At 64.9% G+C, this 22,893-nt stretch carries 19 protein-coding genes; 4 read left to right on the forward strand and 15 right to left on the reverse strand.

Annotated features, from left to right (window positions below; all coding sequences use genetic code 11):
• Positions 1-87: 87 nt before the first annotated feature.
• On the reverse strand, positions 88-2,016 hold the full coding sequence (gene typA, locus ACEN9K_RS15160) for a translational GTPase TypA (RefSeq protein WP_495634609.1): 1,929 nt from the start codon (positions 2,014-2,016) through the stop codon (positions 88-90).
• A gap of 268 nt (positions 2,017-2,284) precedes the next feature.
• Between typA and ACEN9K_RS15165 the strand changes: the two genes are divergently transcribed.
• Positions 2,285-3,148, forward strand: coding sequence for an SGNH/GDSL hydrolase family protein (locus ACEN9K_RS15165; protein WP_495634610.1), 864 nt, complete (start codon positions 2,285-2,287; stop codon positions 3,146-3,148).
• Positions 3,149-3,206: 58 nt separating this feature from the next.
• Here ACEN9K_RS15165 and ACEN9K_RS15170 read toward each other — a convergent pair whose 3' ends face one another.
• The 6 genes from ACEN9K_RS15170 to ychF all read right to left on the reverse strand — a co-directional run bounded on the left by ACEN9K_RS15170 (position 3,207) and on the right by ychF (position 11,821).
• Positions 3,207-4,913, reverse strand: coding sequence for a dipeptide ABC transporter ATP-binding protein (locus ACEN9K_RS15170; RefSeq protein WP_018768612.1), 1,707 nt, complete (start codon positions 4,911-4,913; stop codon positions 3,207-3,209).
• An 11-nt stretch (positions 4,914-4,924) separates the two neighbouring features.
• Complete coding sequence (locus ACEN9K_RS15175) at positions 4,925-5,869, reverse strand: ABC transporter permease (protein WP_018768613.1); 945 nt, start codon at positions 5,867-5,869, stop codon at positions 4,925-4,927.
• Positions 5,859-6,788, reverse strand: a complete 930-nt coding sequence (locus ACEN9K_RS15180; protein WP_018768614.1) for an ABC transporter permease — start codon at positions 6,786-6,788, stop codon at positions 5,859-5,861. Before ACEN9K_RS15180 ends, ACEN9K_RS15175 begins: the two co-directional genes overlap by 11 nt.
• A gap of 126 nt (positions 6,789-6,914) precedes the next feature.
• Positions 6,915-8,603, reverse strand: a complete 1,689-nt coding sequence (locus tag ACEN9K_RS15185; RefSeq protein WP_018768615.1) for a peptide ABC transporter substrate-binding protein — start codon at positions 8,601-8,603, stop codon at positions 6,915-6,917.
• Positions 8,604-8,889: 286 nt separating this feature from the next.
• On the reverse strand, positions 8,890-10,650 hold the full coding sequence (locus ACEN9K_RS15190) for an ABC transporter family substrate-binding protein (protein ID WP_268001696.1): 1,761 nt from the start codon (positions 10,648-10,650) through the stop codon (positions 8,890-8,892).
• An 85-nt stretch (positions 10,651-10,735) separates the two neighbouring features.
• Entirely contained in the window at positions 10,736-11,821 is a 1,086-nt protein-coding gene (gene ychF, locus ACEN9K_RS15195; protein ID WP_026265763.1) for a redox-regulated ATPase YchF, read from the reverse strand.
• Positions 11,822-11,911: 90 nt separating this feature from the next.
• Here ychF and ACEN9K_RS15200 point away from each other — a divergent pair, with 90 nt between their 5' ends.
• The gene (locus tag ACEN9K_RS15200; protein WP_018769255.1) at positions 11,912-13,141 is read left to right on the forward strand and encodes a DNA recombination protein RmuC; all 1,230 of its coding nucleotides are present in this window, start codon (positions 11,912-11,914) and stop codon (positions 13,139-13,141) included.
• A gap of 98 nt (positions 13,142-13,239) precedes the next feature.
• Here ACEN9K_RS15200 and ACEN9K_RS15205 read toward each other — a convergent pair whose 3' ends face one another.
• Together ACEN9K_RS15205 and ACEN9K_RS15210 are read right to left on the reverse strand one after the other, a co-directional pair.
• Entirely contained in the window at positions 13,240-14,319 is a 1,080-nt protein-coding gene (locus ACEN9K_RS15205) for a 4-hydroxy-3-methylbut-2-enyl diphosphate reductase (RefSeq protein WP_026265762.1), read from the reverse strand.
• Between the two features lie 9 nt (positions 14,320-14,328).
• A complete protein-coding gene (locus tag ACEN9K_RS15210; protein ID WP_018769253.1) occupies positions 14,329-15,180 on the reverse strand; it encodes a hypothetical protein in 852 nt (283 codons plus the stop codon).
• A 164-nt stretch (positions 15,181-15,344) separates the two neighbouring features.
• On the opposite strand from ACEN9K_RS15210, the gene xseA reads away from it, so the two are divergent.
• Together xseA and ACEN9K_RS15220 are read left to right on the forward strand one after the other, a co-directional pair.
• Positions 15,345-16,700 (forward strand): exodeoxyribonuclease VII large subunit, encoded by a 1,356-nt coding sequence (gene xseA / locus ACEN9K_RS15215; protein WP_056394115.1) that lies wholly within the window; start codon positions 15,345-15,347, stop codon positions 16,698-16,700.
• Positions 16,697-16,915, forward strand: a complete 219-nt coding sequence (locus tag ACEN9K_RS15220) for an exodeoxyribonuclease VII small subunit (RefSeq protein ID WP_018769251.1) — start codon at positions 16,697-16,699, stop codon at positions 16,913-16,915. Before xseA ends, ACEN9K_RS15220 begins: the two co-directional genes overlap by 4 nt.
• Positions 16,916-16,980: 65 nt before the next feature.
• Here the strand turns inward: ACEN9K_RS15220 and ACEN9K_RS15225 are convergent, their stop codons facing one another.
• The 6 genes from ACEN9K_RS15225 to ACEN9K_RS15250 all read right to left on the reverse strand — a co-directional run bounded on the left by ACEN9K_RS15225 (position 16,981) and on the right by ACEN9K_RS15250 (position 22,765).
• Positions 16,981-17,835, reverse strand: coding sequence for a polyphosphate kinase 2 family protein (locus ACEN9K_RS15225; RefSeq protein ID WP_018769250.1), 855 nt, complete (start codon positions 17,833-17,835; stop codon positions 16,981-16,983).
• A gap of 50 nt (positions 17,836-17,885) precedes the next feature.
• Positions 17,886-19,106, reverse strand: coding sequence for a pyridoxal phosphate-dependent aminotransferase (locus ACEN9K_RS15230; RefSeq protein ID WP_134163751.1), 1,221 nt, complete (start codon positions 19,104-19,106; stop codon positions 17,886-17,888).
• A 143-nt stretch (positions 19,107-19,249) separates the two neighbouring features.
• Positions 19,250-20,212: an ABC transporter substrate-binding protein gene (locus tag ACEN9K_RS15235; protein WP_495634611.1), complete on the reverse strand. Its 963-nt coding sequence runs from the start codon at positions 20,210-20,212 to the stop codon at positions 19,250-19,252.
• Complete coding sequence (locus tag ACEN9K_RS15240) at positions 20,209-20,955, reverse strand: ABC transporter permease (RefSeq protein ID WP_056394126.1); 747 nt, start codon at positions 20,953-20,955, stop codon at positions 20,209-20,211. Before ACEN9K_RS15240 ends, ACEN9K_RS15235 begins: the two co-directional genes overlap by 4 nt.
• Complete coding sequence (locus ACEN9K_RS15245) at positions 20,952-21,665, reverse strand: ABC transporter permease (RefSeq protein ID WP_018769246.1); 714 nt, start codon at positions 21,663-21,665, stop codon at positions 20,952-20,954. The genes ACEN9K_RS15240 and ACEN9K_RS15245 overlap by 4 nt, the downstream gene beginning before the upstream one ends.
• A complete protein-coding gene (locus ACEN9K_RS15250; RefSeq protein ID WP_134163749.1) occupies positions 21,665-22,765 on the reverse strand; it encodes an ABC transporter ATP-binding protein in 1,101 nt (366 codons plus the stop codon). Before ACEN9K_RS15250 ends, ACEN9K_RS15245 begins: the two co-directional genes overlap by 1 nt.
• Between the last annotated feature and the right edge of the window lie 128 nt (positions 22,766-22,893).

Here is a 22,893-nt window from a genome sequence, read left to right on the forward strand (position 1 = left end):
ACACAGCCGGCTATTGGTCTGCCATGGCGGCTTAACGCAGAATGCCACCGGTGCAATACCGGTGGCATTCTTTGCGTTTAGGCGTTGCTATGCCTTGGCGCGGGCGCGGTTGGCCTTGGCGCGCTCGTTGGTGTCCAGGATGACCTTGCGGATGCGGATGGCTTCCGGGGTCACCTCGACGCACTCGTCCTCGCGGGCGAATTCCAGCGATTCCTCGAGGGTGAGCTCGCGCGGCGGGGTCAGGTTCTCGAAGGTGTCGGAGGAAGCGGCACGCATGTTGGTGAGCTTCTTTTCCTTGGTGATGTTGACGTCCATGTCGTCGGCGCGGGAGTTCTCGCCCACGACCATGCCCTCGTACACCTCGGAGGTGGGCTTCACGAAGAAGGAGCCGCGTTCCTGCAGGTTGATCATGGCGAACGGGGTCACAACACCGGCACGGTCAGCAACCATGGAGCCGTTGGTGCGGTACTCGATGGGGCCGGCCCAGGGCTCGTAGCCTTCGGAGATGGACGCTGCGATGCCGGCGCCGCGGGTGTCGGTGAGGAACCGGGTGCGGAAGCCGATCAGGCCGCGGGCGGGAACGATGAACTCCATGCGGCACCAGCCGGTGCCGTGGTTGGCCATGTTGGTCATCCGGCCCTTGCGGGCAGCCATCAGCTGCGTGACGGCGCCCAGGTATTCCTCGGGCACGTCGATGGTCATGTGCTCCATCGGCTCGTGGATCTTGCCGTCAACGGTCTTGGTGACAACCTGCGGCTTGCCAACGGTCAGTTCGAAGCCTTCACGGCGCATCTGCTCAACCAGGATGGCCAGCGCCAGCTCGCCACGGCCCTGGACTTCCCAGGCATCCGGACGCTCGGTGGGGAGCACCTTGATGGAGACGTTACCGATCAGTTCCTTGTCCAGACGGTCCTTGACCTGGCGGGCGGTGACCTTGGCGCCCTTGACCTTGCCGGCCAGCGGCGAGGTGTTGATACCGATTGTCATGGAGATCGCGGGATCGTCCACGGTGATCAGCGGCAGCGGCTGCGGGTTCTCGGCGTCGGTCAGGGTCTCACCGATGGTGATTTCCTCGATGCCGGCGACGGCGACGATTTCGCCCGGTCCGGCGGATTCCGCCGGAACGCGGTCCAGCGCCTTGGTGGCCAGGAGTTCGGTGATCTTGACGTTCTTGAGTTCACCGTTGGCGCGGGCCCAGGCAACTGTCTGGCCCTTGCGCAGGGTGCCGTTGTAGATGCGCAGCAGCGCCAGGCGGCCCAGGAACGGGGAAGCGTCCAGGTTGGTGACGTGCGCCTGCAGGACACCTTCGGGGTTGTAGGTGGGAGCCGGGATGTGTTCGATGATGGTCTTGAACAGCGGCTCAAGGTCCTCGTTGTCCGGGGCGGCACCGTTGGCGGGCTGCTCCAGCGATGCGCGGCCAACCTTGGCGGCGGCGTAGACAACGGGAACTTCCAGGACCTTGTCCAGGTCCAGGTCCGGCACCTCGTCGGCAAGGTCGGAGGCCAGGCCCAGGAGCAGGTCCATGGACTCGTGGACCACTTCGTCGATGCGGGCATCGGGGCGGTCGGTCTTGTTGACCAGCAGGATCACGGGAAGGTGCGCGGCAAGGGCCTTGCGCAGCACGAAGCGGGTCTGGGGCAGCGGGCCCTCAGAAGCGTCAACGAGGAGGACGACGCCGTCCACCATGGACAGGCCGCGCTCCACCTCGCCGCCGAAGTCGGCGTGGCCGGGGGTGTCGATGACGTTGATGGTGATGGTCTCGCCGTTGGAAGACGGACCGTTGTAGGCCACCGTAGTGTTCTTGGCCAGGATGGTGATGCCCTTTTCGCGCTCCAGGTCACCGGAGTCCATCACCCGGTCCTCGAGGTGGTTGTGCTCGGCAAAGGAGTTGGTCTGCTTGAGCATGGCGTCGACCAGGGTGGTCTTGCCGTGGTCAACGTGGGCCACAATCGCGACGTTGCGCAGGTCACTGCGCGATGCAGTGGCTACCGCGGTGTTGGTGGTGGTTTCAGACATGCGTAATGGCTCGATTCAGTGGAGTCAGCTGTTGTATCGCGACATTTCCAACTGGAACGCACGACGGACAAGGCCCTTGGCACAGGGCGCCTTCCTCTATTCTAGCCGCCCAGCCATTTGTTGGCCTAAATTCCGGCAGGTTTGCCGGCGCCGGGAATGCCGCGATCAGGCCCAACCGATCCGGCATGTGACTAAGTTCACTCCCACTTCCGCGTACGTGGCATGATGACTGTGACACAGCCCACTTCCGAGACCGCCGGAGACAACGATGCCCCCAGCCAAGGCCAGCACACCGCGGGGTGCCGCCCGGGCTGCCGCCGCCGCTGTGTCCGGCCTGGTCGCAGTATCGGCAGTGCTCGGACTCGCCGGCTGTGCGCTGTCCGGGGACTCTCCCCAGGGCGGCCTGGCACGGGCGGCAGCCGGCCAACCGGCGGACGGACAGGCGGCCGCGGGGCAAGCCGGCGGCGCAGGAGCGAAACCGGCCGTGGTGGCCACGTCCCGGATCCGCAATCCCGGAAACGGACGGCTCGAGGCGGTGGTTCCGGACATCAGCAGGACCGTGCTGCTGATTGGCGATTCACAGTCGGAACCCGCGGATGGCTGGCCGCGCCTGGGCCTCGCCGCTGCCGGCTACAACGTCTACTTCTGCGGCCGCGGCGGCACAGGCTTCGTGGCGGCGAACGGCTCCACGGGCAATTACATCGATGCCCTGCAGCGCGGGGACTGGCTGCTTCCCGCCGGAACGCCGGCACTGATCGTGATTGAGGGTGGCGGGAACGACGCCGCCGGGGGCGCCGGCGACGCGCAGATCGCAGGAAACGCCCAGCGGTTGCTTGCCGAACTGCGGACCCGCTATCCCGGCACGAGGATTGCCATGATAGGCACCCTGGCGCGGGGAGCAAACGACGGCGGTGGGCGCCGCAGCGAGGTGGACGCTCTGCTGGGTGCCGTGGCAGCAGCCAACGGACTTCCCTTTGTTTCCGTGGGCGACTGGCTCACCCGGTACGGACTGGCGAAAGACCTGGCGGATGCCGTCCACATGAACGCCGAAGGCCGTGTGGCGCTCGGTGGGATTCTTGAGCACAGGATGCGCGAACTGGGACTGGACCGGAAACCGGCAGTGGAGCAGTGAAACAGCTTGAGCCGGGACCCGAAGATCCCGGCTCAAGCCGTTCAGCGAAAACGTTCCGCTACGCCACCTCAGGAGGAAGCATCAGCTTCGCACCGGGGATGGCGTTCAGCAGCGCTTTGGTGTAGTCCTGCTTAGGCGCTTCGAAGACGTCGTCCGTGGACCCGGTTTCCACCAGGCGGCCCTTCTCCATCACGCACACGTGGTCTGCGATCTGCCGGACGACGGCAAGGTCATGCGTGATGAACAGGTAGGTCAGTCCAAGGTTGGCCTGCAGGTCGGCAAGCAGGTTGAGCACCTGGGCCTGCACCAGCACGTCCAGCGCAGAGACAGCCTCGTCACAGATGATGACTTCGGGGTCCAGCGCCAGCGCCCTGGCAATGGCAACGCGTTGCCGCTGCCCGCCTGACAGCTCGTTCGGATACCGCTGCATGGCGGACTGGGGCAGCGCCACCTGGTCCAGCAGCGTCCGGACTTTCTTTTCCCGGCTGGCCTGGTCGCCGATCTTGTGGACCCGCAGCGGTTCCTCGATGGTGCGGTAGATGTTGTACATCGGATCGAGCGAACCGTACGGGTCCTGGAAGATCGGCTGGACCCGCCTGCGGAACTTGAACAGTTCGGCAGGCTTCAGGGCGGAGGTGTCGACGCCGTCGAACAGGATCCTGCCGTCCGTCGGCTTCTCAAGCTGGAGCACCATCTTGGCCACTGTGGACTTGCCGGAACCCGACTCCCCCACAATCGCCGTCGTGGTGCCACGCCGGACGTCGAAGCTCACGCCGTCGACGGCGGCGAAGTCCGTGGTCTTGCCCAGCCCCTGGCGGAGTTTGTACACCTTCCGCAGGTCCTGGATCTGCAGGAAGGTATCGGACTTCACCGTTTCAGCGGCGGGCGCAAGGAGGTCCGCCGTCTCCACGCCCTGCTCCTTGGCCACCTGGATACGGCGGCTGGCAAGCGACGGAGCGGACTCCACGAGCCGCTTGGTGTAGGGGTGCTGCGGGTTGCGGAGAAGTTCCAGCGACGGTCCCGCTTCAACGACGCGGCCCTGGTACATGACCACGACCTTGTCCGCGCGCTCGGCTGCCAGGCCCAGGTCGTGGGTGATCAGCAGGACCGAGGTGCCCAGCTCGTTGGTCATGGTTTCCAGGTGGTCCAGGATCTGCCGCTGGACGGTGACGTCGAGGGCCGACGTCGGTTCGTCCGCGATCAGCAGGCGCGGCTGGCAGGACAGGCCAATCGCGATCAGCGCGCGCTGGCGCATGCCGCCCGAGAACTCGTGCGGGTACTGGTTGGCCCGCCGCTTGGCATCCGGCAGGCCTGCCTGGGAGAGCACCTTGGCGATGTCGTCCGGCCCGCTGGGACGGCCGTTCGCCTTCAGAGTTTCCCTCACCTGGTAACCGATCTTCCACACGGGGTTCAGGTTGGACATGGGGTCCTGCGGGACCATGCCGATGGTGTTGCCGCGCAGTTCGATCATGCGCTGCTCGCTGGCGTGGGCAATGTCCTCGCCGTCGAGCAGGATCTGGCCGCCGGAGACCCTGCCGTTGTTGGGCAGGAGCCCGATGGCCGCCAAGGCAGTGGTGGACTTTCCGGAGCCGGATTCCCCCACGATTGCCACGGTTTCGCCCGGCATGATGGTCAGGTGGGCGTCCCGGACAGCCTGGACTTCACCGCCGCCGGTCTTGAAGGTGATGGCCAGGTCACGGATTTCGAGCAGCGGCCTGACGCCGGTGGTGCCGGCCTCATCAATGCGGACGTCTGGAGTTGTCATCTCTTTATCTCTCATCGCTGACGGCTCTTCGGGTCAAGGGCGTCACGCACGGCGTCGCCCAGCATGATGAAGCTCAACACCGTAAGGGAGAGCGCGGCGGCCGGGTAGAGCATGATTTCCGGCCGGGTCCTGATTGATGCCTGGGCACCTGCAATGTCATTGCCCCAGGACATGATGCTTTGCGGGAGGCCGATGCCCAGGAAGGACAGGGTGGCTTCCGCAACGATGAACACGCCAAGTTCCAGCGTTGCCAGGACAATGATCGGGGCCAGGGCGTTCGGCAGGACGTGGCGGATCAGTGCGCCGAACTTGGAGACACCCAGCGCCCGTGCAGCGGTGACGAAGTCCGCATTGCGCACCTCGATGACAGCGCCCCGGGTGATGCGGGCCATTTGCGGCCACGCCAGGAGCGAGATAACGAATACCACGGTCCATACGCTCTTGTTCTCGCGGAACAGCGGGAGCTGCGTGATCACCAGTGCGCCCAGCACCAGCGGCAGTGCGAAGAAGATGTCGCCCAGGCGGGCCAGCACGGCATCGATCCAGCCGCCGTAGTATCCGGCGAGGGCGCCGAGGGTCACACCGATGACCAGGACGCAGAGTACCGAGAGCAGGCCCACGGAAAGTGAGGCCTGCGTGCCGTGGATGACCCTGGAATAGACGTCGCAGCCCTGGAAGGTGAAGCCGAACGGGTGCCCGGCGGTGGGGCCTGCCTCGGAGTTGGCAAGCTCACAGCCCTCGTTGGGCGGGGTTGACGTGAAGAGGCCCGGGAACAGCGCAATCACGATCAGGGCAAGGATCAGCAGTGCCGAGATGATGAACAACGGACGACGGCGGAGCTTGCGCCAGGCGTCAGCCCACAGGCTGAGCGGGGCCTGGTCGGTCTTGACGGCGTCCGTTGCCTGCAGAGGTGTCTCGTCGATGGGTGCCACAAAGTGGCTGTTATTACTGGTCATAGCGGATCCTCGGGTCAAGCCAGGCGTACAGGAGATCGACAAGCAGGTTGGCCACCACGAACACCAGCACCAGCACGCTGACGATGGAGACGATGGTGGGACCTTCACTGCGCAGGACGGCCTGGTAAAGCTTGTTGCCCACGCCGGGGACATTGAAGATGCCCTCGGTCACGATGGCACCGCCCATCAGGCCGCCAAGGTTGGCACCCAGGTAGGTCACCACCGGGATCAGCGAGTTGCGCAGGATGTGCGCCAGGACCACCCGGGGCCGGGACAGACCCTTGGCGGTTGCCGTCCGGACGTAGTCGGCGTTCATGTTTTCGCTCACCGATGCCCGGGTCAGGCGGAGGACGTACGCAAAGGAGACGAGTCCCAGGACCACTGCCGGCAGCAGCAGGGTGACCCAGTTGGCATTGGCGCCCACGGTGGGTTTGGCCCACCCCAGCTGGACACCAAAGACGAGCTGGAAGACGAAGCCCAACACGAAGGTGGGGACGGCGATGACCACCAGCGATGCCACGAGCACCGTGGAGTCGAACCAGCCGCCGCGGCGCAGGCCCGCGAAAACGCCGAACGCGACCCCGAAGATGGCCTGGATGGCCAGCGCCTCGATGGCGAGCATCGCCGTCACCGGGAAGACCCGCGCCAGGCTTGCCGCAATCGGCTGGCCGGTGAAGTCATTGCCCAGGTTGAAGGTGAAGAGGTTCTTGAGGAACAGGCCGTACTGGACCCAGAAGGGCTGGTCGAGGTTGTACTGGCTGCGCAGGGTGTCGATGACCGCCTGCGGGGGCTGGCGGTCGCCGAACAAGGCCGCAATGGGATCACCGGGCAGGGCGAACACCATGTAGTAGACCAAGAGGGTTGTGCCGAGGAAAACAGGGATCACCTGGAGGAGTCGGCGCAGAATGAACCGGAGCACAGTGTTACCTGCCTTCCGGTAAAGGAGAAAACGCGTTCATGAGTGCCTTCCTGCCGTTTGCAAGCCAATGGGGGCCCGGACGTAACCGGAACCCCCATCAGCCTTGACGGCAAGTTAGATCTGGGACTACTTGGCGGTGATGCCGTAGTAGAGGATTTCACCGTTCCAGCCGGTTTCGGCCTTCACGATGTTGTTGCTCCACACGATCGGCCGTGCCTGGTCCCAGAGCGGCAGGCCGGGCAGGTCCTGGAACAGGATCTCCTGTGCCTGGTTGAACTTGGCGTTGGCCTCGTCGGTGCTCTTGGCGGCCAGGCCCTCCTTGAGGAGCTTGTCGAACTCAGGGTTCGAGTACTTCTCGTAGTTGGAGGAAGCGCCCGTGGCCCAGACCGGTCCCAGGAAGTTGTAGAGCGACGGGTAGTCACCCTGCCAGCCCGCACGGGTCAGGCCCGGCAGCTGCTGGGACTTGCGCAGGTTCAGGACTTCGGCGAACTTGGCAAAGGGCTGGATTTCAGCCTGGATGCCGAGGTTGTTCTTGAAGCCGTTGGCGACGGCATCGATCCATTCCTTGTTGCCACCATCGGTGTTGGAGGCGATCTGGAGCGGCTTGGAGTTGTCGTACGGCTTGATCTTCTCAGCCTGTGCCCACAGGTCCTTGGCCTTGGCGGCGTCGAACTTCAGGACTTCGCTGCCCTTGATGCCTTCCTTGAAGCCATCGATGACCGGCGGCGCGAAGGCCTTGGCCGGGGTGCGGGTGCCGTTGAAGACCACCTTGGCGATTTCCTCGCGGTTGATGGCGTAGGACAGAGCCTGGCGGCGCAGCTTGCCGGCTTCACCCTGGAAGTTCGGGTTGTAGCCCGGGATGTTCAGGGTGGAATCGGTGGCTACCGGCTTGGTGGCGTTCCGATCCGGGAAGTCGTTGACGTAGGTCTTCAGGGCGTTGGACGGCAGGACATCGGTGATGTCCAGGTTGTCCGACTGAAGGTCGGTGTACGCGGGGCCCGGGTCGGTGTAGAACTTGAAGGTCACGCCGCCGTTCTTGGCGGGGCGGGTGCCGTTGTAATCAGCGTTCTTGACCAGCGTGATGGACTGGTCGTGGACCCAGGAACCCTGCTTCTCGAACTTGTAGGGGCCGTTGCCCACGGGGTTTTCGCCGTAGGTCTTGGGGTCCTTCAAAGCCGCGGAGGGCAGCGGGTAGAAGGCGGAGTAGCCAAGGCGCAGAGACCAGTCGGCCTCGGGCTGGGCGAGCTTGACCGTGATGGTGGAATCATCGGTCGCCTGCAGGCCGGACATGGTGTCGGCCTTGGGAGCGGGCGTGGTGGTGGTCTTGCCGTCAGCACCCTTGACGGAATCGACGGCGGAGACATCCTCGTACCCGGCAATGGATTCGAAGAAGAAGCCATTGTTCTGCAGGTTCTTGGAGTTTGCCGCGAAGTTCCAGGAGTCAACGAAGGTCTTGGCCGTGATGGCTTCACCGTTGGTGAATTTCTGGCCCTGCTTGACCTTGATGGTCCAGTTCTGCGCGTCCGACGAGTCGATCGAGTCGGCCAGCGCGTTGACTGCCTTGCCGTTCGCGTCGTAGCTGCGAAGGCCTTCGAACAGCAGGTTTACGACACGGCCGCCGTAGACCTCATTGGTGTTGGCAGGCAGCAACGGGTTTTGTGGTTCGTTGCTGTAGGCCGTGATGACCTTGTTCGGGTCGCCGGCAGCATTGCTGGCACCCTCATTGCTGCCACCGCCACCGGTGCCGCATCCGGTCAAGGCAAGCGCGGCGATTGCCACGATGCCCAATGCTTTGGAAGTGCGCGTAAAACGCATTCCGCCTCCTATGAGTTGTGGGAGAGATGTATAGGGGAATCTTGTGCTTCCCCGCAGGCCGGACGCAGCACACCGCTGTGACGAAACCTACATATACGGGTTAGCCTAACCGCACAAAGTCCAGATACTGGTACTCCGTTGCCAAACCGTGACCGGCGCAGTCAAATGCCCCAGGCCACAGTGGATAGTTAGGCACGTCACATGCTACTCGCCAGTAAGCCAGACGGCGAATCGGCTGGCGCGGCTCCCCGCAAGGGCCGGAAGACCTAAAGGAAACGCGGCTGCGTCAGGACAGACGCCAGTCCCATACGTTCCACCACACACCGAGGGGGCCGGGACTGGTCTTCACGCCGGCCACCTTGGAGTTGAAGGCAGTTGTGCCGAGGGTTTGGTAGAGGGGCAGCCCGTACGCGTCCTCCCAGACGTGCTTGTCGATCTCGGCCAGGAGTTCGTCCTGTTTGCCCAGATCCGTGGTCTGGGACAGTTGTTCCATGACCTTGTCCGCGTCGCCGTCGGAATAGCCCGTAAAGTTGCTGCCTGCCCCGGTGCGGAAGATCTGCGGCACCCGGCTCACGCCGGCCTCGGTCCCAATCCATCCGGACAAGGCGGCGTCATAGCCGCCACGGCTCAAGGCAGCTGCCCAGTCGGCACTCCCCTGGCCACCGTCCACCACCCGGAATCCTGCCAGGACGGCCGAGTCGCGGACCAGGGTGAACGCCCTGGCACGGTTGGGATTGTCGCGGTTGTAGAGAATCCGGACAGTGGGGGTTGCGCCCTTCAGGAGGCTCTTTGCGGCGTCGATGTCCACCTTGGCGTAGTTTGAGGAGCCGTTGTTCTTTACCGTCTCTTCGTATTTGGGCTGTCCAGGCAGGAAGACCTGCGAGTCCAGCGGCTTGCTGTCCGGCACCTGGTTTCCCAGCACTGCGTCCACGATTGCCTGCCGTGGAACCGTCTTGAGGAACGCTTCCCGGACGTCCTTGTCGGCGAACGGTCCGGCGAAGTTGAGGTCCAGGTGGTCGTAGCCGGACTGCTTGTACCGTTCAACGATGATGCCCTGGCCGGACAGGCCCGTGAGGAGATTGTCCGTGGCAGCCGAGGGCCGGGGCGAGATGATGTCTGCCTGCCCGTTGCGCAGGGCATCAACTGCGGCCGGCACTGCCCCGGTGAACCTGACGTTGATCTCGTCCAGCCAGGGTTCGGAACCCCAGACGTAGTCCCGGTTCCGGACCAGCTTCATTGAAACCTCCGGGACGATGTCGCGGACAATGTAGGGGCCGCTGGACAGGTAGAGTGCCGGATCGTCGGGAATGGATTTTGTATCGAAACCGGTATTCCAGAAGTCGCTGACCTTCTTGAGCGCGGGGTTCGATGCCGGCTTTTCCGGATTGCCCCGCGGGGTGTCCTTGAGGAGATCAACCAGGTCCTCCTCATCGTTCAGCCCGCTCTTGGCGGCGACGACGTGGGCCGGGAGGCCGACGTCGAACGCCACTTCCCAGTCGGCATACGGTGCTGCGTACTCGATGGTGATGGACCGGCCGTCCGAGCCGATTTCAGGAAACTGGGTGCCTGCCAGCCCGGTGGTGTCAGACGCCACGGAGAAGTACTTGGTTCCCTTCCCGGCCGCTGGATCGACGTCGTCGAAGTAGCCTGACCCGGCGGCCCAGCTTAGTAGCAGGTCGGCCGCGCCAATTGGCGCACCGTCCGACCACTTGACGCCCTCGTTGACTGTGTACTTCACCTTGAGCGGCTGGTCGGAGACCTTTTCGAAGTGCCCGAACTTGTCATTGCGGACAACTTTGGAGCTGTCATCGAGGTAGTAGAAGCCGGAGTGGGTAATGGCACCGATCTTCGAGTTGATGTCGGTATTGCCGTTGGCGCTGTAGGGGTTGAACGAGGAGAAGGCATTGACCTCCGCCACCGTCACGCTGCCGCCGCGCTTCGCCTCCCCCACCACCACCGAGGGGGCACTGGTGCCTGAGCAGCCTGAAAGAACCAGGGCAGCCGCCAATACGGCGATGAGCAACTGCATCAGACGCCGGACCGGCATGCCGCCTCCTTGTGTTTTCCCTCTCCGGAGGGGACTGGGTCGCCACGATCACGCCCTACAGACTCAGGATAAGCCGTCCGGCCGGTCAGACGTTGAAGCGGAACTCCACCACGTCGCCGTCGGCCATGACGTATTCCTTGCCTTCGATGCGGACCTTCCCGCGGGACTTTGCTTCAGCCATGGAGCCGGCCTCCACGAGGTCGTTGAAGGAGACCACCTCGGCTTTGATGAATCCGCGCTGGAAGTCGGAGTGGATGACGCCGGCGGCCTGCGGTGCCGTGTCCCCCTGCCGGATGGTCCAGGCCCGCGCTTCCTTGGGCCCGGCAGTGAGGTACGTCTGCAGCCCCAGGGTGTGGAAGCCGACGCGCGCCAGCTGGTCCAGGCCGGATTCGTCCTGGCCGTTCATCTCGAGCATCTCGCGGGCCTCTTCCTCGTCGAGTTCCACGAGGTCTGCTTCGAGCTTTGCGTCAAGGAAGATGCAGTCCGCGGGGGCCACCATGGCGCGCAGCTCCTCCTGCTTTTCCGGGCTGCCCAGGATGGCTTCATCCGCATTGAAAACGTAGATGAAGGGTTTGGCCGTCAGCAGCCCCAGCTCCTTGAGGTGCTCCATCTCCAGCTTGTCGCTCTTGATGGAGGAGTAGATGGTGTCACCCCGTTCCAGGACCGCCTGCGCGGCCTTGATGGCCGCAAGCTCGGCGGCCTCCCGCTTCTTGATCTTGACTTCCTTTTCGATCCGCGGGATGGCCTTTTCGATGGTCTGCAGGTCGGCGAGGATCAGCTCGGTGTTGATGGTTTCCATGTCCGAGCGGGGATCCACCTTGCCGTCGACGTGCACCACGTCGGGGTCATCGAAGACCCGGACAACCTCGGCGATGGCTTCAGCCTCGCGGATGTTGGCCAGGAACTGGTTGCCCAGCCCCTCCCCCTCCGACGCACCCTTGACGATGCCTGCGATGTCGACGAAGGACACGGCGGCAGGCAGGACACGCTGCGAGCCGAAGATCCCGGCGAGCTTCTGGAGCCTGGGGTCCGGGAGGTTCACTACACCGACGTTCGGTTCAATGGTGGCGAACGGGTAGTTCGCGGCCAGGACCTGGTTGCGGGTGAGCGCGTTGAAGAGGGTTGATTTGCCGACGTTGGGCAGTCCGACGATGCCAATAGTTAGAGCCACGAGCATTGATTCTACCCGTCCGGCCCCGGCAGCCCCTACCGGGGAATGTCATTGCCTTTGATTGTCAGAGGCCCGTGCAACAGTGAAGCCATGGATGCTTTTGCCTTGATTCTGGCCCTTCTCATGCTGCTGCTTGGTGCGCTTGCCGGCGCCGCGGCCACTTATTTCTCCCTGCGCAGGAACTCGCATGCCTTGGAGGCGGACTTTGACCAGGTGTCGTCCCGCCTTTCGGAGGTCACGGCGCAGCTGGCAGCGGCCGACGCCGAGCGGCGGCTTTTGGCGGTGCAGAACCGTGAGCTGGGCGAGGCCAGGACGCAGGACGGCAGTGTCCTGCGCGCCCTGGCCCCGGTGGCGGAGAAGCTGTCCGCTGTCCAGCAGCAGGTGGCGCTGCTGGAGCGGGACCGGGTGGAACAGTACGGCCAACTGGCGCAGCAGCTGCAGGAGGCAAGGCTTTCCGATGAACAGCTCATCCGGTCCACGCATGCCCTGGAATCGGCCCTGCGTTCCAACAGCGCCAGGGGCCAGTGGGGCGAGGTGCAGCTGCGGCGTGTAGTGGAGGCCGCGGGGATGCTGCGCCACGTGGACTTTGTGGAACAGGTGCACAGCGCCGGCCAGGACTCGGCTGTCCGCCCGGACCTGGTGGTGCAGTTGCCGGGCGACAAGCAGCTGGTGGTGGATGCCAAAGTCCCGTTGTCGTCCTACCTTGAGGCACAGGAACTGGGTGCGGTGGATCCGCGCGCCGGCCAGCCCTCCGGACTCCAGTCGGTAAGTGATGGGCGGAACCGGCAGGCGCTGCTGGCGGCGCATGCCAAGGCCCTGAGGGCGCACGTTGACGCATTGGGCACCAAGAAATACTGGGACATCCCGGGAAACTCTCCGGAACTGGTGGTCTGTTTCATTCCGGCCGAATCCATCCTGGCGGCGGCTCTGACTGCCGACGCCGGGCTCCTGGATTACGCGTTGTCCCGCAACGTGGTCCTTGCGTCGCCGAGCACCCTGCTGGCCGTGCTGAAGTCGGTGGCATTCACGTGGCGCCAGGACGTCCTGACGGACAGTGCACGTGAGTTGTTCGAGCTCGCGCGGCAGCTGTACGACCGGATGGGCACCCTGGGTGAAAACGTCACCAAACTGGGCTCTTCCCTCAAGTCTTCGGTGGACCGTTACAACGCCATGGTGGGCACCCTGGAAGCCAGGGTGCTGCCCACTGCCCGGAAGCTCAACACGCTCGAGGAGTCCGGCCTGGTGACACCTCCTGTTGTGGAGGTGACGCCGCGCTCGCTGGTGGCACCCGAACTCCAGGGCGACGGCGAGGCCGCCTGACAACGGGCCGCGGATGCAGGACGGGCCGGGCAGTCGTGTGACTGCCCGGCCCGTCTTTTACGTCTGGTTGGCGTCCGGCTGCTGATAATGCAGGGGACTCAGCTGCGGGGCCGGCGTCCGCCAAGGGCGCGGCTGACGTCGCCGGCCTGCTTCAGGGTTGCGCGGAGTTCCTTGGGCAGCGAGAACAGGAGGTCTTCCTCTGCCGTGACCACTTCCTCCACCGCGCCGTAGCCATAGTCTGCCAGGAGCCTGAGGACGTCCTGGACCAGGACTTCCGGAACCGAAGCCCCGGATGTGACGCCCACGGTAGCGACGCCCTCGAACCAGGCTTCGTCAACCTCGTTGGCGAAGTCCACCCGGTAGGAGGCTTTGGCGCCGTACTCAAGTGCCACCTCCACCAGGCGGACGGAGTTCGACGAGTTGGCCGAGCCCACCACGATCACCAGGTCCGCCTTGGGTGCGATCTTCTTGATGGCGACCTGGCGGTTGGTGGTGGCGTAGCAAATGTCATCGCTGGGCGGGTCCTGCAGGGTGGGGAACCGCTCCTTGAGCAGCCGGACGGTCTCCATGGTCTCGTCGACGCTCAGCGTGGTCTGCGAGAGCCAGATGACCTTCTCGGGGTCACGGACAGTTACCTTGTCCACTTCATGGGGACCGTTGATGATCTGGATGTGTTCCGGCGCTTCACCGGAGGTGCCTTCCACTTCCTCATGCCCGTCGTGGCCGATCAGGAGGATGTCGAAATCGTCCTTGGCGAAGCGGACGGCTTCCTTGTGCACTTTGGTAACCAGCGGACACGTGGCATCAATGGTGCGCAGGCCGCGCTCTTCGGCGGATTCGACCACTGCGGGGGAAACGCCGTGGGCGGAGAAAATCACCAGCGCGCCTTCGGGCACTTCGTCCGTCTCCTCCACGAAGATGGCGCCCTTTTCCTCCAGGGAGCTGACCACGTGGACGTTGTGGACGATCTGCTTGCGGACATACACGGGCGGCCCGTAGTGTTCCAGTGCCTTTTCGACGGCGATCACGGCCCGGTCAACGCCTGCACAGTAGCCACGGGGGGCAGCCAACAGCACCTTCTTGGTGCCGTTCACGGGGGCTGCCGCTGCTACGTCCTCAGGCGAGCGGCGCCTGCGTGGAATGGTTGGCATCGAGAGGGGTACAGCCGAGGTGGTCATCCCTCCATGCTACCGGCTGGCCCGCGCCCGTTTCCGGGATGCGAACAACGTCACAACGCCTGCTGCCATAAGAACGCCACCTGTCACCGTGGCCGCTGCGATCCACGTCTGGAAATCGGTGCCTGCGGCGGCCAGGAACTCGTCACGGAACATGTTGGCCACCGCATTGCCGGTGTCCGTGGCCTGGGCACGGGCCGAACCCAGCTGTAAGGCCAAGCCCCACGCCCCTGCAAGGGCCAGTCCGCCGAGTCCGGCTGCCAGCAGCACGGTCCAGCGGCGCCGTGCCGCGACGAGAGCCAGCAGGAACGCTATGGCTGAACCGATGGCCAGGATGTAGCCCATGGGTGCGTACGTGGCCAGCCGCTCGGTCCATTGCCGCTGAACGGGCTGGCCGACATTGATCAGCGTTTGCTCCGGAGGGTCGAGGGGAAGCCGGGTGGTGCGGGAGATCTCCTCCGAGCCGAGGGCAACCAACGGGGCGACGTCGAGGGTTAACGAGGATGCCGAGGCACCGCCCTGCGGACTGGCCGCCGGGTCGGCGAAACTTAGGCGGTGGCTCCGGCGGAGCGTCTCCTCCCACGCCGCCGGATAGCCGGGAAGCCCGGTCAGGGACTCCGCCGCCTTCTCGAGCATCGGCTGGACCAGCCCGGACAGGAAACCGGGGACAGATCCGGTATCGATCGTTCCCACCGCCGCCGCAGCGAGTTTCCTTTGGAAGTCTGAGTCCTTGCCGAGTGGAGCTGCAAGGCGGACAAACCCGTCTTCCTGGACAATGTTCCGGTCCACCCACATGGCGGGAACCGCAACGGCGGCCAGGAGGATGCCCAGCACGGTGGCGATGGCAGAGACAAAAGTGCGCACAACAGGTCCTTCGGGGTTGGGGGCCTTACCCCATCCTAGGCAGGGTGGAAGGGCCGTCCCTGTCAGTGCCCGGTGCTACACCTTATGGATAAGGTTGATTGACCGCCCACAACAGATGAAGGACCGCATGCCCGCAGCACCAGCAGCCTCCCAACGGCGTCCGCATGTCTGACCAGGCCTCCCTTCCGGGTGCGGCGCCCACTACCCTGCCGGCCACAGCGGCGGAAACCAGCCCGGACAACCCCTGGCCGCTGCAGCTGTTGTCGCAGAAGCTTAAGGCGCATATCGACCGCACCCCGTCGGCATGGGTGGAAGGCCAGGTCATCGAGCTGAACCGCCGCGGCACCAACGCCTACCTCACGCTTCGCGACGTGGACGCAGAGGTGTCCCTTCCCGCGTCGGTGTGGACCAAGGTGCTGGAACGGCAGAATCTGCCGCTGGAGCGCGGTTCACGGGTGGTGGCCCTGCTGAAACCGGAGTTCTGGTTGAAGACGGGCAGGCTCAACATGCTGGTGCGGGACATTCGGCCCGTGGGATTGGGCGACTTGCTGGCCAGGATCGAGCGGCTGCGCCAGGCGTTGGCGGCTGAGGGCTTGTTTGCCGACTCACGGAAGAAACCGCTGCCCCTGCTGCCTCACCGCATCGGCCTGATCACCGGGCGGGATTCGGACGCCAAGAAGGACATCCTGCGCAACGCAGCCCTGCGGTGGCCGGCGGTGGAGTTTGAGATCCGCGAGGTTGCTGTCCAGGGGAATACCGCAGTGGCCCAGGTGGTCCGCGCCCTGCGGGAACTGGACGCCCGGCCTGAGGTGGACGTCATTGTCATCGCCCGGGGCGGCGGGGCGCTGGAAGACCTCTTGCCGTTCAACAGCGAGGAACTGGTCCGGGCAGTGGCTGCCGCCGCCACGCCCGTGGTGAGTGCCATCGGGCATGAGGCCGACCGGCCGCTGCTGGATGATGTTGCAGACCTCCGGGCTTCCACCCCCACCGACGCCGCCAAGCGGATCGTTCCCGAAGTCTCGGAAGAACTCGCCGGCGTGCGCCAGGCGCGGGAACAACTGCGGCGGTGCATGGACCGGCTGGTGGACCGGGAGTCGGACCGGCTGGCGGCCCTGCATTCCCGGCCCGTCATGGCGGCACCCGAAGGAATGGTCTCCGTCCGGGCCGAGGAAATCGAGCGGCTGCTGCGGCGGTCCTCTGCGGCCGTGAGCTCCACCGTGGTGCGGGCAGCGGACCAGCTTGAACACCTGAAAGCCCAGGTCCGGGCCCTCTCGCCCCAAAAGACGCTTGACCGGGGGTACGCCGTCGTCGAACTGGCAGGCGACCAGGCCGCCCGGATCGCCCAGGCCGGCCACGCCGTTGTCCGCCGTCCTGCCGAAGCGCCGGCGGGGGCCGCCCTGTCCATCCGCGTGGCAGAGGGGCGCTTCGGAGCCACGTCCACCGGCACCATGTCCACCGGGGCCGGCGGGTCACAATCAGGAAACCCCGACCACCACCAGGAATTGGAAGAGAAGTCATGACCGAACAGAAACCTGAGTCCGACGTCGCAGCCCTGAGCTACGAGGAAGCGCGGGAGCAGCTCATAGCAGTGGTGGGCAGGCTGGAGGCAGGAGGGGCAAGCCTGGAGGAGTCCCTGGCCCTGTGGGAACGAGGTGAGGCGCTGGCGGTACGCTGCGAGGAGTGGCTGGAGGGCGCCCGGAAGCGGCTGGCTGCAGCCCGGGACCAGCCGCTTTAGGCAAACCCGGAAGCGGGGAAAACCAAACAGGGGAGCTGAAGCAGGACCACGGCCAGGGCCGGCCCTCAGGAACGGGCCACCAGCTCCCGCTCGGCAGCTACGTCGAACTCGGCCTTGGGCCACTCCAGCTTCAGGCCGGACAAGGCGCCGAGCAGCAGCTGCTGGACCGCGATCCGGGCGAACCACTTCTTGTTGGCCGGAACAACATGCCATGGCGCGTTGGGCGTACTCGTTTCGTCGATGGCCGCCTGGTACGCGGCCATGTAGTCCTCCCAGTGGGCCCGCTCGTCCAGGTCTCCCCTGCTGTACTTCCAGTGCTTGGAAGGATCATCCAGCCGGGCCAGCAGCCTCTCCTTTTGCTCCGCACTGCTGATGTGGAGCATCACCTTGATGATCTTCGTCCCCGAGTCGGCCAGCCGTGTTTCAAACTCATTAATGGCCACGTAGCGCCGCTTGATCTCGTCCGGGGTGGCCCATCCGTGGACGCGATGGATGAGAACGTCCTCGTAGTGGGAGCGGTCGAACACACCCACCATTCCGGCCGCCGGCACTTCCTTTTCGATCCGCCACAGGAAGTCGTAGGACTTCTCCTCGTCGGTGGGCGCCTTGAATGCCTTGAACTGGACGCCCTGAGGGTTCATCGCCGCCATGACATGGCTGACGATTCCGCCCTTGCCGGCGGTGTCCATGGCCTGCAGGATCAACAGGATCCGCTTGGTCCCCCCGAACCGGGATTCGGCAAAGAGCTTTTCCTGCAACCCGGAAAGTTCGTCGTCCATCTCCGCCAGCAGCAGCCGGCCGTCAGCCTTGTTGCCGCTGTACCCGGGGGTCGAGTCCGGGTCCACTGCGGCAAGGGAGAACCCCTCCCCGGCCCGAAGGGTTTCAGCAGGATGCTGGTCGAAGCCGACGACGCGGGCCATGGGAGTCCTTTCCGCAAGGTTGCACGGACCGGTGGGCCCGTGAGCACAGGCTAGTTCCCCTGGTACCTGGTTAGGAAGTCCCCCATCCGGCCGATGGCCTCTTCAATGTCCTTGACGTTGGGCAGCGTCACCATCCGGAAATGGTCGGGGCGCACCCAGTTGAAGGCACGGCCGTGGGACACCAGGATCTTCTGTTCCTTCAGGAGGTCAAGGACAAACTTTTCGTCGTCCCGGATGTGGTAGACCTCCGGGTCGAGCCGGGGAAAGAGGTAAAGGGCACCCCGGGCCTGCTGCGTGCTGACGCCCGGAATGGCGTTCAGCATGTCGTATGCCTTGTTGCGCTGCTCCAGCAGGCGGCCACCGGGGAGGATCAGGTCGTTGATGCTCTGGTAGCCGCCCAGCGCCGTCTGGATGGCGTGCTGGGCCGGGACGTTGGCGCACAGGCGCATATTGGCCAGGAGGTTGATGCCTTCGAGGTAGTCGGCGGCATCCTTCTTGGGCCCGGAGATGGCCATCCAGCCGGCCCGGTAGCCGCAGACGCGGTACGCCTTGGACAACCCGCTGAACGTCAGGCACAGGACGTCGTCACCGGTCAGTTTGGCGAGGTTCACATGGACGGCGTCCTCGTACAGGATCTTTTCGTAGATCTCGTCGGCAAAAATCACCAGGCCGTGCTTCTCGGCGAGGGCGACGATTTTCTTCAGCGTCTCTTCCGGGTAGACGGCGCCGGTGGGGTTGTTCGGGTTGATGACCACGATGCCCTTGGTGCGCGGCGTGATCTTCGCTTCCAGGTCGTCAAGGTCGGGCTGCCAGCCGGATTCCTCGTCGCAGAGGTAATGCACCGGCCTGCCGCTGGCCAGCGCCACGGACGCGGTCCACAACGGGTAGTCCGGCGTGGGGATGAGCACTTCATCGCCGTCGTCAAGAAGGGCCATGAGGGACATGGTGATGAGCTCGCTGACACCGTTGCCCAGGTAGATGTCATCCACGTGGATATTCTGGATCCCGCGGGTCTGGTAGTACTGCGAGACGGCGGTGCGTGCCGAAAAGATGCCGCGGGAGTCGCTGTAGCCCTGGGCATGGGGCAGGTGGCGGATCATGTCCACCAGGATGGCGTCCGGCGCCTCGAAGCCAAACGGCGCCGGGTTGCCGATGTTCAGTTTGAGGATTCGATGGCCCTCCGCCTCCATCTGCTGGGCGGCCTGCAGGATCGGTCCACGGATGTCATAGAGGACGTTGTTGAGCTTCGTGGACTGCCTGAATTCTGCCATCCCTCAAATATGCCACAGGACGGATGCATCCCCGTTGAGACGTCCACCACACGGCCGGCGGCGGCTGCCGGACCCTCGCAGGTCCGGCAGCCGCCGTCGTTAATCACCAGTCCGTACCCTGCCCGTGCGGACAGGGAACCGATTTACTTGACGATGCCCTTGTCCTTCAGCCAGGCGGTTGCTGCCGCCTTGGCGTCCTGCTTCTGGCTGCCGCTGACTGCCCGGTTGAGGTTGATCAGGTCATCCGTCGTGAGCGTGCTGGACACGGAGTTGAGCGCCTGCTTGGCCTTGTCCGTCATCTTGGCCTTGTTGTACAGCGGCAGGACCTGCTGGGCGATGAAGTTGTTCTTCGGGTCCTCCAGCACCACCAGGTCGTTGTCCGCGATGGACGGCGTGGTGGTGTAGATGTCGGCCACCTGCACCTGGTTCTCCAGCAGCGCCTTGAGCGTCACCGGGCCGCCGCCGTCGCTGAAGGGCTCCAGCTTCTTGGGGACGCAGTTGTAGTTCTTCTTCAGTCCGGGCAGGCCGTACGCGCGCTCGGCGAACGTGGCCGGAGCCCCCACTACGATCTCGCTGCAGACCTTGGCCAGGTCCTCGATGGACTTCAACTGGTACTTCTCCGCCGTTGCCTTGGTGACCACCATGGCGTCCTTGTCCTCGGCCTTGGACACGTCCAGCACGCCGAGTCCGTCCGGCAGCTTGCCGGGCAGTGCCTTGGCGATGTCACCGGCGGAGACCTCCTTGGCTTCCTTGTCCACATAGAGCAGCAGGTTGCCGCTGTAGTCCGGCACCACGTCCACCGAGCCGTCCTGGACGGCCTTGAAGTAGACCTCGCGGGAGCCGATGTTCGGCTTGGTGGTGGCGGTGATGCCGTTGGCGTTCAATGCACCGGCATACAGCTCGGCGATGATCTGGCTCTCCGGGAAGTCCGCTGAACCCACCACGAGGGAGGTTGCCCCGCCTGATGCACTGCCGCTGGTGGCCGGCGGGTTCTTCAGCGGATCGGACGACCCCCCGCAGGCGGACAATGCCACTGCCAGGCCAAGCCCGGCGGCCAGACCGCTGAACGCCCGCCTTCCGAGGCGCTGGTGACGGCTATCTTTCATGACTTACCTCCTTGAACAACAGTCTCCGCAACAACGGGGTCTGTGAGATCAACCGCAGCCTCATGGCTGCGGTAGGACAGCTTCGAGGCCCCTTGGGTCAGGAACAGCCTCTGGAACAGGGACAGGACAAGGTCGACGGCGATCGCCAGCGCCGCGATGAGGAGCGAACCTCCCAGCATCTGGGGGAAGTCGCTAAGGACAAGGCCGTCGAAGAGATAGCGGCCCAGGCCACCTAGGTTGATGTAGGCAACGACGGAGACGGTGGCGATCACCTGCAGCACGCCGGTCCGGAAACCGCCGAACATGACGGTGAGTGCGTTGGGCAGCTCGGCCCGGAACAGGACCTGCAGTTCAGTCATTCCCATGGCCCGGGCCGCGTCCACCACATTCCGGTCCACGCTGGAGATGCCGGCATACGTCCCGGCCAGCAGCGGGGGCACGGTGAGGATCACCAGCGCCCAGATGGGAGGCATCAGCCCGATGCCGGCCAGCAGAACGAACAGGATGAGCAGGCCCAGGGTGGGCAGCGCGCGCAGGGCTCCGGCCAGGGCGACGACTGCCACCCGTCCCCTTCCCGTGTGGCCGACAAACAGCCCGACGGGAACGGCGATGGCAGTGGCGATCAGCATGACGAGTCCGGTGTACTGCAGATGCTCCAACAGCCGGGCGGGGATGCCCATGCTTCCGGACCAGTGCAGGGGGTCGGAAAGCCAGGCGAAGGTATCTGAAAAGACGTTGCTCACGCTGCTTCTCCCGCCAGGGTGGCGCGCTCCGCAGCGGCGGGCGCAGTGCCGCCTTCATCCCTGCGGCCCCGCCGCGTTCCTGCCCGTTCCCACGGAGTGAGGATGCGTTCCAGCAGGACGAGGACGGCATCCATCAGCAGCGCGAGGATCAGGATGGCGACGATCCCCACCACCACCTCGGTGACGAAGTCGCGCTGGAGGCCATCGGTGAAGAGCATGCCCAGGTTGCCGACACCCAGCAGGGCGGCGACGCTCACCAGCGAGATGTTGCTGACGGACACCACCCGCAGCCCGGCGAACAGGACCGGCAGGGAGAGCGGCAGGTCCACCTGCAGGAACCGGGCCAGCGGCTTGAAGCCCATGGCCTGCGCGGCCTGGCTGACGTCTGCGTCCACGGAATCGAAGGCATCCAGGGCGGCGCGCACCAGCAGTGCCACGGCATAGATGGTCAGGGCCACCACCACGTTGAGGGGATCCAGGATCCGGGTGCCCAGGATGGTGGGCAGGATGATGAACAGCGCCAGCGAGGGGATGGTGTAGAGGAGGGAGGAAGCCGTCAGGACCACGGAGCGGAGTGCACTGTTCTGCCGTGCCAACTGCGCCAGCGGAATGGAAATCAGCAGGCCCAGGGCCATGGGAACGAGTGCCAGCACCAGGTGCTGGCCGCCGCGTTCCAGGATCATGCCGGTGTTGGCCAGGAACCATTCCATCAGAGGGCAGCCTGCCGCAACTGGCGCGCCTCTTCGATCAGCGCCAGGACCTCACCGCCGCGGACCACGCCCAATACCGTGCCATCGGTATCAACGGCGACACCGAGGCCCGACGGGGACGACAGGGCCGCGTCAAGGGCCCGCCGCAGGCTCTCTCCCGGACGGAACAGCGACCCACCCGGAACGAGCTCGGTCTCGGTCCCTGGTGCCGACCATCCCAGGGGATGTTTGTCCGCATCCACCACCAACTGCCAGCCACCGGCAGCACTGGCATCAGACTCATATCCGTCCGGAGAGCGGACGATCGTGGGCACGGGATGGATGGCCACGCCGTCGGACGGCGTGAAGCCCAGGTGGCGGAAGCCGCGGTCCCGCCCCACGAAGGATGCGACGAAGTTGTTGGCCGGTGCCCGCAGGATTTCCTCCGGGGTGGCGTACTGGGCCAGCTTGCCGCCGGTGGCAAAGACGGCGACCTTGTCGCCCAGGATGGTGGCCTCGTCGATGTCGTGGGTTACGAACACGATGGTCTTGGCCAGGTCCTTCTGGAGGCGCAGCAGTTCCTGCTGGAGTTCGTCCCGGACAACGGGGTCCACGGCGCTGAACGGCTCATCCATGAGGAGAACAGGCGGATCTGCGGCGAGCGCGCGTGCAACGCCAACGCGCTGCTGCTGGCCGCCGGACAGCTGGGAGGGGTACCGCTTGCCGAGGGAGTGCGCCAGGCCCACCACGTCCAGGAGCTCCTCTGCGCGCTTCCGGGCGTCAGCTTTGGAGACGCCGTTCAGCCGAGGAACGGTGGCGATGTTGTCGAGGACCGAGCGGTGCGGCAGCAGACCTGCCGACTGCATGACGTAGCCCATGGAGCGGCGCAGTTCGGCCGCCGGCACCGTGGTGACATCCCGGCCGTCCACGGTGATGGTCCCTGACGTGGGTTCCACCATGCGGTTGATCATCCTGAGCGATGTTGTTTTACCGCAGCCGGAAGGACCCACGAAGACCGTCACAGTGCCTTTGGCAATGGACATGGACAGCCCGTCCACCGCCGGCTGGCCGCCCGGGTACTGCTTGGTAACACTCTGGAACTCGATCATCGCCTGGTCCATGGTGCGGACTTACCTGTTCTCTTGGACGGGCTGTTGTCAGCACCGCGACATTGCCATCAGCACGCTGATAGTTACGGTAACCCAAACGGGGGCCGGCTTCAGCAGATGAGGCCCTAATCCCCGCAAAG

The sequence above is a fragment of the Pseudarthrobacter sp. Pseusp20 genome (assembly GCF_059492155.1).